This is a genomic window from Fischerella sp. PCC 9605 (assembly GCF_000517105.1).
GTDB lineage: Bacteria > Cyanobacteriota > Cyanobacteriia > Cyanobacteriales > Nostocaceae > PCC9605.
This window is the reverse complement of sequence record NZ_KI912149.1, coordinates 1,650,084-1,665,539: the sequence shown is the minus strand read 5'-3', so window position 1 is coordinate 1,665,539 and position 15,456 is coordinate 1,650,084. Positions and strand designations below refer to the sequence as shown.

Sequence of the window (15,456 nt, the reverse complement as noted above, 5' to 3'; positions counted from 1 at the left end):
TGTATTGTTGCCTTTATGACTTGCAGCAGTTTATACCCATGCTTCCACCACATAGATAGATGCAAAAGTTCGATAGTAATTTACATGCATTTTTGATCGTGTAAATCATTTCTCTGCTGAAATCTAGGAATTACCAAGGTTTGAGACCGGGCCAAGATAAGTTACACGACAATCTGGTCTTCTTGTTTGAAGGTCTGAAGACAAAATGTCAGATTTTGTTGACAAACTTAACATTTATTTACATAATTTGAGGATGTGTAGCGTCAAAATGAAAATAGTTCCGTATACCAAATTACAAAATCCCGGCTATAGACCTACTCGTTGCTATGTTGGTTCCTAATCTGTTTTGGGAACACTACTTACGTGTAAAATTGTGAGTAAAGACCATGAGTGTGAATACGGTGCCTTCTATCAGCTACTACTCTTTGGACGTGATTCAAGACGAAGCGCGGCGACTAGTACAAAAGGGAGTGGTTAGCAGACAGCAACCAATATATACTCTCTGTCAATATATACCAGCACGAGAGTGGGTATGTATTGAATGTGAATTGGAAAAGTGTGACTTTTTGTTGCGCGATCGCATTGGTGATTTGATTGGTCGAGAAGAATGGGAAAACGACTAATGAATTGACGATTTTAGATTTTAGATTGGGAGCATATATTTTTGGATGTATGGATTTAACAGTAAAAAATTCAACGCCCAATCTTCAACAACGATCTCTGCTTTTCATAAATCTTTCCCGATCTGAAATCTCGAACCATGCATCTACCCTTAATACAGAAATATAAACTCTGTTTTCTGTTATTCTTCGGGTTAACGCGCACATTTTAGCCTCTTATCTGTCTTTTTTTTAAGAGCGGTGGCACAGGGGCTAAAACTCTTTAACTAAGGTTTATTGGTTATGCCGGAGTAGTTTAATTTTGGTAACTACTCCGGTAATTTTTTGGTATGGTTAGTTGTTAGTTATTAGTTGTTTGTTGTTTGTTGTTTGGAATCAGTTACCGAAACCTACCAATCAACCACCAACCAACTACTGGTTCATGTCATTAGTTCTGAGGGGTTTGTAGTGAGTGCTGTCTTCGCTCAATTTCAAGGGCTAAAGTCCTGACTACAAACTGTTACAACTTATCAAAATTAATGACATAGACCACTACTGGTTCATCGCATTAATTATGAGAGGTTTGTAGTGAGCGCTGTCTTCGCTCAATTTCAAGGTGCTCAAGCCCTGACTACAAACTGTTACAACTTATCAAAATTAATGACATAGACCACTACCAACAACCAACAACCAACTACCAACCACCAACAACCAACTTTATCCTACTTGCTCTAAATACAGGTTGACATCTTCTATCACACGAGTGAGTTCAGCTTCTGTAGTCAAGCGAATATTAACGTCACGGACAGTAAGCAGAATTTTTGCTGCAAAGGGAGTAGGCCAAATATTAGGATTACAAAAAATCTCTAAAAATACTTCCCCGGTGTAACGATATTCCGTAGGACGTTGGGGACTGGCTTTACCAGCGCCAGGAGTAGTTTTAGCAGCAACAGCCTTGAGGCTATTCATCAATTGATCCAGCGCTACTTTTAATTCCCGCGCTGCTTGGGGTGAAAAGCTAAAGGAGACAGAACCCTCAACTAGGTTCAGTGTCAGGTTATTTGCGGACATGAGCTATTTGTTAGAACATTTTGGTACAAATACCATTTTCATGGCATGGGTAACATCAAGATCCGCTTTTTTTATTGATGGTAATAATTCAGAAAGCTTTCATCCAAGAATATGGTAATTCACATCTTGTAATATTCGAGTGGGAGAGCCAGAGGCTCTAATATCTCGTTACCAAGTTGAACCTAGTAACGAGGGTGGTACGATGGTGCGAACCCACTGGTTACATGAACCACATAGACAGAGATTTTAAAGTTAGGAAAACGTAATGAAAAAATCTTAACGACAAACGCTAATCAATATATTTGTTTGAGTTAATGTGTAGCTTATTTATATTAGATTTGTGGCTGCTAATAATTAAAAAATATTTCAATAAAATAGACTCAAGATTTGAGATTATAGCAAAATGGAATCTCTACGCTGTCAGAGTTTTATACATTTGATTGATGTGTTTAGTTCTACACTGAGAAGTCATAGAACATATTAGTTAAAAATACTCTATGACTTTAGATAACCGTGCTACAGTTAGAAAAGTTTTAATTATTACTTTACTGCTAAATATATTCGTGATGCTATTAAAAGCATTTGTAGGCAAGTTAACAGGTTCTTTGAGCTTGCTAGCTGATGCATTACATAGTGTGACGGATAGTGCCAACAACATTTTAGGATTGATTGCCAGTCGATTTTCTTCGCCACAACCCGATCGCGAACATCCCTATGGACACCTGAAATTTGAAGCGGTAGGGGCTTTGGGAATTTCTGCCTTTTTAGGCATAGCCTGCTTTGAAATTCTCCAGGGTGCAGTTGAACGCATTCTCCAGGGTAGTGAACCTGTGAGAATATCAGCGCCAGAGTTGTGGTTACTACTGATTGTCTTAGGCGTGAATATTTTCGTAGCGTTTTACGAACGCCATGTGGGTGTAAAAGTGGGTAGCCCAATTTTGATTGCTGATGCCAAACACACGATGAGCGATATCTGGGTGACAATTTCTGTGATTGGTGGTTTGGTTGGCGTATGGTGGTTTGGTTATCAGTGGTTGGATGTGGTGTTAGCTTTTCCAGTAGCTGTGTTGGTATTTTGGAGTGGCTGGACAGTTTTAAAAGAAAACTTACCTTGGCTTGTGGATCAAATGGCGATCGCACCAGAAGTCATTCACGCGATCGCTGTTTCTGTTCCTGGCGTTGTAAACTGCCATGAAATCGCCTCTCGCGGTCTGATCGGTCGCCAAGTCTTCATTGAGATGCATTTAATTGTAGACGCCCAAGATGTAGAAACTGCCCATCATATCACCGAAGAGGTAGAAAGACGGTTGGAGGAACGCTTCAGTCCACTCAGGATTTTAATTCACGTTGAGCCACCAGAGTATCAGTCTGAGAAAATTAGCTTTGAGTCCGGGTCAAGATAGCAAATCAGTCTTGCGTTAGATAGCTTTTCTCACTCCAGATAGGCACTTTGTATTTTGATAATTAGTATTCTGAAACTATAGCAAAACGCACTGGCAGGATGTTTTACCGTTGTGATCCTTGACTGCATCTGGAAGAAGAGCGACGTCACAGAGGCAGACAGTGCTAATAACAAATAAACCTAGATGGTTGTGGAGTTTTTGTCGCTTCCTCCACTTTATCGCGATCAACGGTGAGGTTAAATCCTCCTTCAGAACGGTCGTAGGTCGTGGACATCTAGTCGTTTACAAGGGTCAATGAGTACTCGTGCCGATGTCGAATATTTATTTACTCTCGGTATCGCCACGTGTACTTGTTTACCCATTTTAAGATTGGTAATTGGTGATTGGTGATTGGTGATTGGGAAAGAGCCTTGTTATAGTTCTTCTCCTGTCCCTAGTACCCATTGCCCCTAATCCCCACTCCTTGCGGTCGTGGAGGCCCCGAGTTCCCCAGTCCCTAGTACCCAGTACATAGTACCCATTACCTATTACCGATTGAGAGCTAATTCACATTAGACGTGAATTATAAAATACTAATATATGTCTTTGTAAATACAACAATTACAAATGACAAGTAATGGTTTAAAACAAAATTATAATAAAATTTTATATATAATACTTAGATGGCTAGGACTAGCACTCATTTTTCTTAGCTTTACCTTAAATATGAATGTATCAGCTGAGGCAGCTATTAAACCAGAGATTCCTAATTTAATTCACCAAGCAAAAGATGCTTGGGTTGCTCTTGATGGTGATGCTTTGGCACAGTTGTTTACTCTTGACGGCGAGTTAATAGTACCTGGTCAAAAATGGCAGGGGCAAGCAAAAATTCGGGAGGCGGTTTCCCGTCTCGGTCAGCAGTCAAAAGAGATAAAGATTGACATTCAGCGGATAATTATCTCCGGCGATCAAGCTGTAGTGGAGTGGCACTACGAAGAAACAGAAAAGGCAACTAATCATCACACAAGCACTGATGATGCGATCGTGATTGATTTTCAGGATGGTCGGATCAGTCGTTGGCGCGAGTATTTCGACACTGAAACACCATCAGACTAAGTCAAAAGGCAAAAGTCAAAAGTTAAAAGTCAAGGGTCAAGACTTCTGCTTCCTGCCTCCTGCCTTACATTAACTACAGTCGCAACCAAAACTTCCGGATCTACGGGTTTGCCCACATGACTTTGAAAGCCAACTTCAAGGGCGCGGGCACGATCTTCGCTATCGGCATAGGCAGTTAATGCTATGGCCGGCACATCTCCTCCGCTTTCTGCTGTCAAAGCACGCACCTTAGCGATCAAACTATAGCCATCTTCAATGGGCATAGCAATATCACAAACTAAGACATCGGGTTGTAAGTGTGGTATCACTTCTAAAGCTTTTGCGGCTGATGCAACTGTCGTCACACTAGCTCCATCTGCTTCCAATACGGTAGAAATATAAAAGCGGCTATCATCATCGTCGTCTACCACGAGAATTTTTAAGTTAGCAAGAGGGAGAGGAGGTTGTGTGGTGTCTCCATCAATATTGGAAAAAAGAGAATTATCTTCCATTATTTTGTCCCTCGTTTTTCCTCTGTTTTTTAGTTATTCTTTGGGTAATTTTACTGCGTTAGCATGGCATTTCTACATGCCTTGTTACCTATGAACAGAAAAGCTAGCAAAGCAACACGCCCATTAGCAGGACTATCAAAAAGTGAACACCAACAAAAATGACACAGCATTTACGGTTGATTTGACTAACTGTGACAAAGAGCCAATTCATATTCCTGGCTTTGTCCAACCACATGGAGTCCTTTTGGCAATTAAAGAGCCTGAATTAACTATCCTGCAAGTAAGCAATAACACATATAATTGTTTGGGTTTTCATCCGGAAGAATTACTGAATCAACCATTGAGAAAATTACTAGAATCAGAGCAAATCGATTTTTTGAATGATTGTTTAACTCAGGAAGATATACAAATTGTCAATCCCGTAGAATTTACTATAAAAACTTTTCAAGAACCTATCATTTTTGATGGTATAATTCATCGTTCAAATGGAGTTGTAATTCTAGAGTTAGAGCCAGCAATTTTAGAAAAGAATAATAATTATTTTCGGTTCTATCATTTAGTCAAACTAGCTATTGGGAAACTGCAATCAACAAAGACTGTTACTGAAATTAGTCAAATTATTGTCACAGAAGTGAGGAGAATCACCGGATTTGATAGAGTGATGTTCTATAGATTTGATCGTGATTGGAACGGTATAGTTATTGCGGAAGATAAACAAGAACATCTCCCTTCCTATTTAGACTTACACTACCCTGCTTCGGATATTCCCACACCAGCCAGAAAACTCTACAGCCAAAACTGGCTGCGGTTAATCCCAGATGCTGATTACCAAGCTGCTGCTATTGTCCCTACTAACAATCCATTAACTGATGAACCTTTAGATTTAAGTGGATCGGTGTTGCGGAGTGTCTCACCTTGTCACATTGAGTATTTGCACAACATGGGTGTAAAAGCATCAATGTCGATTTCAATAATTAAAAATAACAAATTATGGGGACTGATTGCCTGCCATCATCAAACACCCAAATATGTACCTTATGAAATTCGTCATGCCTGTGAATTTTTGGGACAAGTAACTTCTTTAGAAATAGCTACAAAAGAAGATAATGAAGACTCGGAATCCAAAATTGAAATAAAATCTGTTTTGGCAAAATTAGTAGAATATATGTCGGCGGAGAAAAGTTTTATTGATGGACTAATCAATAAGCAGCCGAATATACTCAATCTCGTCAATGCTCAAGGTGCGGCAATCTGTTTTAATAAGGAATTATATTTGCTCGGTAATACTCCTGAAAAACAAGATATTCAAAATTTGCTGTTATGGATTCACAACAATATAGATGAGGATATTTTTTACACTGACTCGTTATCGCAAGTATATCCGGAGGCAGAAAAATTTAAGGATGTTGCTAGCGGTTTGATAGCACTTTCTATCTCTAAAACTCAGAACAAGTATGTTTTGTGGTTTCGCCCAGAGGAGGTGCAAACTGTCAATTGGGGAGGGAATCCAAATCAACCTGTAGAAGTTAGTGAAAATGGTGGTTTGCACCTATCTCCTCGGAAGTCATTTGAGTTATGGAAAGAAATAGTTAGGCTAAAGTCTCTTCCTTGGAAATCCTACGAGGTAAATGCGGCAGCGGAGTTGCGAGGCGCAATTATTACAGTAGTGCTGCGGAAAATTGATGAATTAGCAAAGCTCAACACGGAACTAGAACGTAGTAATAAAGAATTGGATGCTTTTGCTTATATTGCTTCCCACGATTTGAAAGAACCGTTGCGCGGTATTCATAATTACTCGAATTTTTTAATTGAAGACTACAGTGAAAACCTAGATGAAGAAGGTAAAGACAAGCTGAGAACTTTGATTCGCCTTACCCAGCGGATGGAAGATTTAATTGATTCACTACTACAGTTTTCACGGTTGGGAAGGGTGGATATGTCGATGCAACCGACCGATCTCAATGCTGTTGTGCATCGCATATTAGATTTATTGAGCGCTCGCATTGAAGAAACTGGAGTAGAAATTCGCATACCTAGACAATTGCCAATTGTATATTGCGATCGCATTCAGGTGGGCGAAGTTTTTAGTAATTTAATATCCAATGCCATTAAGTACAACGACAAAACCGAAAAATGGATTGAAATTGGCTATATCGAAGCCTCAGATCCAGTCATATTTTACGTGCGTGATAATGGCATTGGCATTCGAGAAAAACACTTTGACGTTATTTTCCGCATCTTCAAACGATTACACGGTCCAAGCAAATATGGTGGTGGTACAGGTGCGGGACTGACAATTACCAAAAAAATTGTGGAACGACATGACGGTAAAATCTGGGTAGAGTCTAACTACGGTGAAGGTAGTACATTTTATTTCACTTTGCAGAAAGATAACTAAAGCTTGAAGTCCGAATTGTGATGAAAATTAAATAATAAATTTGTTATCCTCCTGCCTTCTTCCCTCTTGCTTGTGGAACTATGATTGGCAACAGTGCTCAACCAATACTCGTAATTGAAGACAGCGACGAAGATTTTGAAGCCCTGCGACGAGTGATGTATCGTCAACAAGTGCTAAATCCTATCTTTCGCTGTACTGATGGCGATGAAGCGCTAGACTATCTCTACCACACCGGAGCCTATAGCGATCCTCAGACTTCTCCTCGCCCCTCACTGATTTTACTCGACCTGAACCTACCAGGAACTGATGGACGAGAATTATTACAACAAGTCAAGCAAGATGAAAACCTAAAGAATATTCCCGTTATAGTATTTACCACCTCTGCTAATCCAAGAGATATTGAAATATGTTATCGAAATAGTGTTGCTAGTTATATTCTCAAACCTATCGACATCAACAGATTAAAACAAACACTTCAAAGCTTCCTTACTTATTGGTTGGATATTGTGGTTCTTCCTGATACCGTCGGCAGGTAGTCATGGCGCAACAACAGCAAACTATTTTAATCATCGATGATTGTCCGGAAGACCGCCAAGTCTATCGCCGCTACATCCTGCAAAATCAACAACATCACTACGTGATTTTGGAAGAGGAAACGGGAGAAAGTGCCTTGGAATTGTGTCGACAATTTCATCCCGATTGTATCTTATTAGACTTTCTTTTGCCAGATATGGACGGGCTAGAATTTCTGGCAGAATTTAAACAGCAGATTAACAGAACTATGCCAGCTGTAATTATGTTAACAGGGCATGGTAATGAAGCGGTTGCCGTGCAGGCTATGAAAAGCGGCGTTCAAGACTATTTGGTTAAGGGAGATATTACAGCGGAACACCTGTGCTTTACCATCCAGTCTGCGATTGAACATGTCCGGCTACATCAGCAACTACAACACAGTGAGGAACGTTTCCGTACCTCTGTAGAAAATATGCTCGATTGCTTCGGCATTTTTTCAGCGATTCGTAACGAAGTAGGGGAAATTGTAGACTTTAGAGTAGATTATGTGAATGCCGCAGCTTGTGAAGCTAACCGCATGAGCCAGAAGGAGCAGTTAGGCAAAAGGCTGTGCGAAATTTTACCTGGACATCGAGAATACGGCTTGTTTGATCATTATTGCCAAGTTGTCAAAACGGGTGAACCTTTTGTAAAAGAATCACTGACTTACGCAGACTGTTACGGCAAACAGCAGTTAACTAGAGCTTTTGACATCCGAGTTACCAAGCTGGGAGATGGCTTTGTAGCTGCTTGGCGAGATGTAACTAAGAAAAAGCAGATAGAAGAAGCTTTGCGGGAGAGCGAGGAACGCTACCGCTTTTTGTCGGAGGCAATACCACAACTCGTTTGGATTTGCACTACAAACGGCGAATGCGAATATCTCAATCAACGATGGTATGAGTTTACCGGACAAACCGTTGAGCAGGCGATGGGGTTTGGTTGGTTAGAAGTTGTGCATCCAGACGATATCCAGCGAGTGATGCAGGTATGGGCACAGTCTTTGCATACAGGAGCACTTTACGAAGTTGAACTGCGCTATCGCTGTCATGACGGAACTTACCATTGGTACTTAGCCCGAGCCTTACCTAAAAAGGATGAGCAAGGACGGATCGCGAAGTGGTTTGGTACAAGTACAGATATAAACGATCGCAAACAATTAGAAGCTGAGCGTTCTCGTCTTTTTCAGCTTGAGCAAGCTGCCCGTGCCGAAGCTGAAGCAGCAAATCGTGCCAAAGACGAGTTTGTAGCTATGGTATCGCACGATCTGCGCTCTCCTCTCAATGCTATTCTGGGCTGGACGAATCTGCTGCGAACTCGAAAACAGGATGAAGCTACAACTATCCGCGCTCTGCAAACTATCGAACGCAATGCTCTATCTCAAGCAAGACTCCTAGAAGACCTGCTGAATATGTCCCGCATACTCCGGGGTAAACTGGAACTTCAACTATGCCATGTTCATCTCGCTACCATTATACAGGCGGCATTAGAAACAGCTTATCCTTGTGCGAATGCCAAAAACATTCTTTTAAAGTCGATTCTGGATGACTCAGTTCCAGCATCTATCGGCGATCCAAACCGCTTGCACCAGGTTTTAGGAAATTTGCTTTCTAACGCTATTAAGTTTACTCCTGAAGGAGGGCAGGTGGAGGTGCTTTTATCAAAGGGACTGGGGACTAGGGATTGGGGAACTCGGGATCCCCACGACCACCGGGAGTGGGGATTAGGGGAAATGGGGACTGGGAAAGAGTTTTCCCAATACCCAATCACTAATACCCAATCCCCAATCGCTAACTATGCTCAAATCACAGTATCTGACACAGGAGTTGGTATTAGCCCTGATTTTTTGCCCTATGTTTTCGAGCGTTACCGTCAGGCAGACTCTAATAAACAAGGTGGTTTAGGATTAGGTTTAGCGATCGCCCGTCATATAGTAGAACTGCATGGCGGAACTATTCAAGCAGCCAGTCATGGTGAAGATAAAGGAGCTACTTTCACCATTCTGTTGCCACTTAGGTCTTAGTTGTTGGTTGTTTGTTGTTTGTTGTTGGTATTTCCAAACAACAACCAACCACCAACCCTACTCTACGAGAAGCCGCTGCGCGTCTACGGGTACTCTGCGAGAAGCCCTACTCTGCGAGAAGCCCTTCGGGTACTCTACGAGAAGCCGAGTAAAGCGCGTCTACGCCAGTCCCCCTACCCTTACGGGAAGCCGCTGCGCGTCTACGTGACGGAGACCGCCTTCTGGGGGGCTGGCCTCACCGCGCTGCGGGCGTCTACATGGGGGAGACCCCCTTTGGAGCGCGCTGGCTCACCACCAACAAAATCTATTCCCACTCGATAGTTCCAGGCGGCTTGGAAGTAATATCGTAAACTACCCGGTTAACACCTTTCACTTCATTAACAATCCGGTTAGAAATCACTTCGAGTACATCATAAGGCAGACGCGCCCAGTCAGCGGTCATGCCATCTTCACTGGTGACGATGCGTAAGACGATGGGGTAAGCGTAGGTACGCTGATCGCCCATTACACCCACGCTTTTGATTGGCAACAATACAGCAAAGGCTTGCCAGCATTGGTTGTACAAGCCCTGTTGATTAATTTCTTGCCGCACAATCAAATCAGCATCCCGCAAAATCTTTAACCGTTCGGCAGTGATTTCACCTAAAATGCGAATCGCCAAACCAGGCCCGGGGAAGGGATGGCGCTGTACGATTTCTTCTGGCAAGCCAATAGAACGTCCGACTTTGCGGACTTCATCCTTGAACAGTTTCCGTAGTGGTTCTACGAGTTTGAATCGCAAATCCTTGGGCAAACCACCGACATTGTGATGGCTCTTAATTTTCACCGCCACTCGTTCGCCTGTTTGCGGATCGACGTTGGTATCAGCAGACTCAATCACATCTGGATAGAGCGTGCCTTGTGCTAGGTAATCAAAGGGCCCTAACCGTTTTGATTCCTCCTCAAAAACCCTGATGAACTCGTGTCCAATTATACGACGTTTCTCTTCAGGATCGGTAATACCACTGAGAGCATTCAGGAAGCGATCGCGAGCGTTAACGTACTCTACAGGAATATGAAACTGCTCTTGGAATACTTTCAGCAATCGCTCTGGCTCATACTTTCGCATAAAGCCTTGGTCAATAAATACACAAGTAAGTTGATCGCCGATGGCTTTATGCAGCAAAAAGGCTAGGGTAGAAGAATCTACTCCTCCAGACAGTGCTAGCAGTACCCGCTTATCGCCGACTTTGGCACGAATTTCGCGAATTGATTCTTCTACAAAAGCGGCAGTTGTCCAGGTGGGTTCGCACTCGCAGATATGGTAAACAAAATTACGGATTAATGGCAAACCGCCGATAGAATGCACTACCTCTGGATGGAATTGGACACCATAAAGTTTGCGATTGTGATCGGCGATCGCAGCACAGGGAGTATTTTCTGTATGTGCCAACAATTCAAACCCTGGTGGCATTTTTGTGACTGAGTCGCCATGACTCATCCACATGGTTGTGCCATCTTCGACATTGGTAAATAAGTCTGTCGGATCATCTATATATAACGAAGCCTTGCCATACTCGCCTCGTTCAGCTCTTGCGACTTCCCCACCTAGTTGTTGCACCATCAGCTGCATACCATAGCAAACACCCAAAATGGGAATTCCCAAATGCCAAATTTGTGGGTCGCAATGGGGAGCACCCTGGTCATAAACTGAACTAGGGCCACCAGAAAGGATAATTCCCTTGGGATTAAGCTTTCGTAACTGTTCGATTGTAGTACGGTAAGAGAGAACTTCCGAATAAACCTGAGTTTCTCGAATTCGGCGAGCAATCAGTTCGGAATACTGAGAACCAAAATCGAGAATAACAATCATTTGGCGATTAATTTGCCTCAAAGGTTCTACTGCTTGAGGCGCTTGTTGTGTTTGTGTTGGTAGGGTCACCGCTGTACTCATGATCGGGAGAGTGTGTGAATTTAAAAATAAAAATCGTTGCTCTATGGTCTAACTGATACCATTTGTGCGCTCACGCTTGTAAGGTAAAGTAAATCCCACACAAACGCAAATAAAAGGCGTTTGTCTAGCCTATGTATTTATAAATGGTATTAAAAAGAAAAAATTACCCTAGAGTGGTTACTAAAAAATATATTTATTGGGGTTTGTCATGATTATTCATAATAAATTAACATAATTTTGCGATTAGCGAACAACCTGTTTTGCTCTTGACTAGAATTTGATGAACGCGCTTGAACAGAGAGTGGGGAGATGGGGAGAGTGGAAGAGTGGAAGAGTGGAAGAGTGGAAGAGTGGGAGAGTGGGAGAGTGGGGGAGTAAGTAATAAATGACAACTAACTACTAACGACTAACCACTAACAAATGACCAATGACCAATGACTAATGACTATTGACTATTGACTAAACTCCAACTTGGGCTAGTAAAACCTGCATATCTTCCCAAGTCAGTTCTTGTTGAATATAACGGGGTGCTTCTGGATTATAAGGACTCGCTACTCGGTCAATTTTGAGAAGTTTTGCCTCCTCTGGCAAGACAGGTACATCCGGATCGAAGCATGTAGGACGCATCAAAGAACTAGAGAAGCCTTTAAATATAGCTATTTGATCTTCCTCGCCAGCAATTGCCACTGTCACCAATAAAACTTCTTGGGGACGTTTGATGGTGTATTGTTCCAGTCTTTTACCTATAGAATTGTTCATTAAGAAAAATTATACAAAGCAACCTGTTTTTGTTGGTTGTTGATGGTTGGTAGTTGTTTGTAAAAAACCAACACCCAACAACAAACAACTAACAACAAACTCCTACTGTGTAGCGGAACGCCCCTGCTTACCCAGCTTAATCAAGACAAAATAGCTCAAGTAAAGCACGTAAATTACTAAACAAATTATACTGAGAATGCCGAGAAAGCCAGCACTGGTATTGGGATGGAAAAATTCTTTGAATAGTAAAGGAGCCTCAAACCAAACACTACAATTAGGATTATTGCTAGGATTTGCAGAAAAAGCACAACCCAAAAAAGGTATAGAGGCAAGCGAACCTAAAATACAATAAATAGTTGTTGCCCATCGCCAAGAAGTAAAAGTCAGCTTTAATGGTCCGTTGGGTTGATACTCAATTTCATCGTTAAGATCCACCCAGAACCAAAGGGAGATGGGTATGAGGATACGACCCATAAACCCTGAAAGGAAACTCACCGGATACTGGGCAATCATTAAGTAAACAGTGATGGCCAATAGACTTGATACCCGCCAGTAAATAGTTAACAAGCGTTGCATTCCCTCAGCTTTTTGCACAAACGCCCAAATCAGCAAAATCAGGGGAATAATCACTGCAAATAATACTGCTAGCCGATAGTCCATCCAAACAAAAGGGCGAAACCAAACTTCCTTGTCCATAATCATTCCCAAAGCTGATAAATAACTTTACTTGACAGGATAAAACCCACAGAATGGGTATTTTTCATATAACAGCTAGCTAATAGCTTAACTAAAAAGTCAAGCTAAACGCTTGACACCAATACAGGATTTTAATTTTTTCCTGATTGTTTGCACGCTACAAGAAAAATATAAATATAAGAGATGTTACGATTTAACAAAAAACAAGCAGTTCCAAAGATCTTGAACTAACATCTTGCAATAGTTGCCAGAAATATCAGGGAGAATTTAGCAACTCACCCTGACTGGCTACATGCTTGTCACCCTCAAACTTACTAGAAGAAATTGTTAGTTTATTGTTCTTGATCGAATGAAGGAGAAAATTTCACTTGCTACCTTGTGTTACCGTATGATTACGATATAAATAAACAAAGAAGTGTGAAATTTCATGCTCGATCAAAGTGTGAAGGTGCAAGATATTGGTAAATAGATCTTTGTTACTTGCTTGTAAACGAAAAAGAAACTTAACTTACTTGATTTTTAGTCGTCATAAACACGACATTCATCAGCTTCAGGGTTATCATCACAATATTTCTCGAAAGCAGTTTTGGGTTTAGCTTGCTTCTGATGGGAAGCTTCGGCTTGCAGTTCTTCTACTGCATCCCAAGCAGCAGCACATTCAGCAGAGTTGTCACCTGCTGTATCACAGACAGCACGAGCTTCTTCAACTTCTTGTTCGATTCTGTTTCGGATGTCGGTCATAGTTGTAATCTTGCTGTGTGTTGTTAATACTAGTATAGAAAAAGTACAAGAAAGGCAATTTTTGCACTATTCCTAATTATTCTAGCCATATTAGCTGCTAGTTTAGTATTTGTGATTCATACTTGATTATAAATACAGCAAATAGCAGCACAGATCCTCTATTTAACTTTATCTTTTAATCTTTTGCAGACCATCAACTTGAGAATAGAGATTATACAATATTTTTATATGTATTTAATAGGGAATAGCAACCCTAGGTTTTTGCGATAAATGATAAAGGGCTGGCTTCACCTAGTCGTAGGATGCAATATTCTTGTTTTCCTGGATAAAAATTAAAAACACTACTAGCCGCATAAAAAAAGCGTAAGACTCATGGCAGATCAAATGCAATGGGCAAATGCCCTATCAACCCGTCCTTCTCTAGAAGCAGCTGTTGACGAAGTGGTACAACGAACTGCCTCTTCATTATCGGCACGTGCAGATCTGGGGCTGGTATTCATTTCGTCTGCTTTTACGAGTGAGTATTCCCGAGTATTGCCTTTGTTGGCAGACAAGCTTTCAGTACCTGTGTTAATTGGCTGTAGTGGTGGCGGTGTAATTGGCACAATCGGCTGGGGACAAACCCAAGAATTAGAAGCAGAACCCGCCCTCAGTTTGACTTTAGCTCATCTGCCGGGAGTGAATATTAAAGCCTTTCATGTTGTTGCCGAAGAATTACCTGACTTAGATGGGCCACCGAATGCTTGGATTGATTTAATTGGTGTGCCTCCTTCACCTACACCTCAATTCATTTTGTTGTCTGCTTCTTTCTCCTCTGGTATCAATGACTTGTTACAAGGGCTGGATTATGCTTATCCAGGATCGGTAACAGTGGGAGGTCAAGCAAGTAGTGGTGTTATGGGTGGTAAGATTGCCCTTTTCTATAACGATCGCCTGTACCAAGAAGGAACAGTTGGTGTTGCTTTGAGTGGCAATATTGTTTTAGAAACGATTGTCGCTCAAGGATGCCGACCAATTGGCAAACCATACCAGGTAACAAAAGGCGATCGCAATATTATTTTGGAATTGGATGAGCAAGTACCGCTGATTGTACTGCGAGATTTGATTGCTGAGCTTAGCGAAGAAGACCGAACCCTAGCACAGAATTCTCTGTTTGTCGGTTTGGCAATGGACGAATTTAAAGTTTGTTTGCAGCAGGGAGACTTTCTAATTCGCGATATTCTGGGAGTAGACCCAGCTGGAGGAGCGATCGCTATTGGCGATTACGTTCGTGCCGGACAACGCCTGCAATTCCACTTGCGCGATGCTGAAGCTTCTGCTGAGGACTTAGAATTCCTCCTAAAAATGTATCAAAAACAGCAAGCTATCGAACCCGCTGCTGTGGGTGCGTTAATGTTTTCCTGCCTAGGACGAGGTGCAGGACTTTACGGCCAACCAAATTTTGACTCACAGCTATTCCAGCGCTACCTCAATGATATTCCCCTAGGAGGCTTTTTCTGTGGCGGTGAAATCGGCCCTGTAGGTGGTAGTACTTTCCTACACGGTTACACTTCTGTATTTGGAATTTGCCGGGCAGTAGGGAATAGGCAATAGGCAATAGGCAATAGGCAATAGGGAATGGGGAATGGGGAGAGTGGGAGAGTGGGGGAGTGGGGGAAACAACCACCAACAACCAACCACCAACAACCAACAACCAAC

The 15,456-nt window shown here is 41.9% G+C and carries 13 protein-coding genes; 7 read left to right on the top strand and 6 right to left on the bottom strand.

The annotated features are described in order from the left end of the window. Positions 1–386: 386 nt before the first annotated feature. On the top strand, positions 387–623 hold the full coding sequence (locus tag FIS9605_RS0122215) for a DUF4327 family protein (RefSeq protein WP_009454716.1): 237 nt from the start codon (positions 387–389) through the stop codon (positions 621–623). Positions 624–1,316: 693 nt separating this feature from the next. Here the strand turns inward: FIS9605_RS0122215 and FIS9605_RS0122210 are convergent. Next, complete coding sequence (locus FIS9605_RS0122210) at positions 1,317–1,670, bottom strand: hypothetical protein (protein WP_026734562.1); 354 nt, start codon at positions 1,668–1,670, stop codon at positions 1,317–1,319. Positions 1,671–2,167: 497 nt separating this feature from the next. On the opposite strand from FIS9605_RS0122210, the gene FIS9605_RS0122205 reads away from it, so the two are divergent. Both FIS9605_RS0122205 and FIS9605_RS0122200 read left to right on the top strand, forming a co-directional pair. Continuing rightward, the gene (locus FIS9605_RS0122205; protein ID WP_026734561.1) at positions 2,168–3,073 is read left to right on the top strand and encodes a cation diffusion facilitator family transporter; all 906 of its coding nucleotides are present in this window, start codon (positions 2,168–2,170) and stop codon (positions 3,071–3,073) included. Positions 3,074–3,778: 705 nt separating this feature from the next. Then, entirely contained in the window at positions 3,779–4,168 is a 390-nt protein-coding gene (locus FIS9605_RS0122200; protein ID WP_035140092.1) for a nuclear transport factor 2 family protein, read from the top strand. A gap of 29 nt (positions 4,169–4,197) precedes the next feature. Here the strand turns inward: FIS9605_RS0122200 and FIS9605_RS0122195 are convergent, their stop codons facing one another. Continuing rightward, positions 4,198–4,659, bottom strand: a complete 462-nt coding sequence (locus FIS9605_RS0122195; RefSeq protein WP_026734559.1) for a response regulator — start codon at positions 4,657–4,659, stop codon at positions 4,198–4,200. A gap of 142 nt (positions 4,660–4,801) precedes the next feature. Here FIS9605_RS0122195 and FIS9605_RS0122190 point away from each other — a divergent pair, with 142 nt between their 5' ends. The 3 genes from FIS9605_RS0122190 to FIS9605_RS0122180 all read left to right on the top strand — a co-directional run bounded on the left by FIS9605_RS0122190 (position 4,802) and on the right by FIS9605_RS0122180 (position 9,629). Beyond that, complete coding sequence (locus FIS9605_RS0122190) at positions 4,802–7,057, top strand: sensor histidine kinase (RefSeq protein ID WP_026734558.1); 2,256 nt, start codon at positions 4,802–4,804, stop codon at positions 7,055–7,057. An 80-nt stretch (positions 7,058–7,137) separates the two neighbouring features. Continuing rightward, positions 7,138–7,593: a response regulator gene (locus FIS9605_RS0122185; protein WP_026734557.1), complete on the top strand. Its 456-nt coding sequence runs from the start codon at positions 7,138–7,140 to the stop codon at positions 7,591–7,593. A 2-nt stretch (positions 7,594–7,595) separates the two neighbouring features. Then, the gene (locus FIS9605_RS0122180; RefSeq protein WP_026734556.1) at positions 7,596–9,629 is read left to right on the top strand and encodes a hybrid sensor histidine kinase/response regulator; all 2,034 of its coding nucleotides are present in this window, start codon (positions 7,596–7,598) and stop codon (positions 9,627–9,629) included. Positions 9,630–9,933: 304 nt separating this feature from the next. Here FIS9605_RS0122180 and guaA read toward each other — a convergent pair whose 3' ends face one another. The 4 genes from guaA to FIS9605_RS0122160 all read right to left on the bottom strand — a co-directional run bounded on the left by guaA (position 9,934) and on the right by FIS9605_RS0122160 (position 13,758). Beyond that, positions 9,934–11,562 carry a glutamine-hydrolyzing GMP synthase gene (gene guaA, locus FIS9605_RS0122175; protein WP_026734555.1) on the bottom strand — a complete coding sequence of 543 codons (1,629 nt, stop codon included), beginning with the start codon at positions 11,560–11,562 and terminating at the stop codon, positions 9,934–9,936. A 459-nt stretch (positions 11,563–12,021) separates the two neighbouring features. Beyond that, a complete protein-coding gene (locus FIS9605_RS0122170) occupies positions 12,022–12,321 on the bottom strand; it encodes a DUF7734 family protein (protein WP_026734554.1) in 300 nt (99 codons plus the stop codon). Positions 12,322–12,423: 102 nt separating this feature from the next. Next, positions 12,424–13,017, bottom strand: coding sequence for a DUF3177 family protein (locus tag FIS9605_RS0122165; RefSeq protein WP_026734553.1), 594 nt, complete (start codon positions 13,015–13,017; stop codon positions 12,424–12,426). A 519-nt stretch (positions 13,018–13,536) separates the two neighbouring features. Continuing rightward, positions 13,537–13,758, bottom strand: coding sequence for a Calvin cycle protein CP12 (locus FIS9605_RS0122160; protein WP_026734552.1), 222 nt, complete (start codon positions 13,756–13,758; stop codon positions 13,537–13,539). Between the two features lie 372 nt (positions 13,759–14,130). Between FIS9605_RS0122160 and FIS9605_RS0122155 the strand changes: the two genes are divergently transcribed. Then, complete coding sequence (locus FIS9605_RS0122155) at positions 14,131–15,351, top strand: FIST signal transduction protein (protein ID WP_026734551.1); 1,221 nt, start codon at positions 14,131–14,133, stop codon at positions 15,349–15,351. Positions 15,352–15,456: the final 105 nt, after the last annotated feature.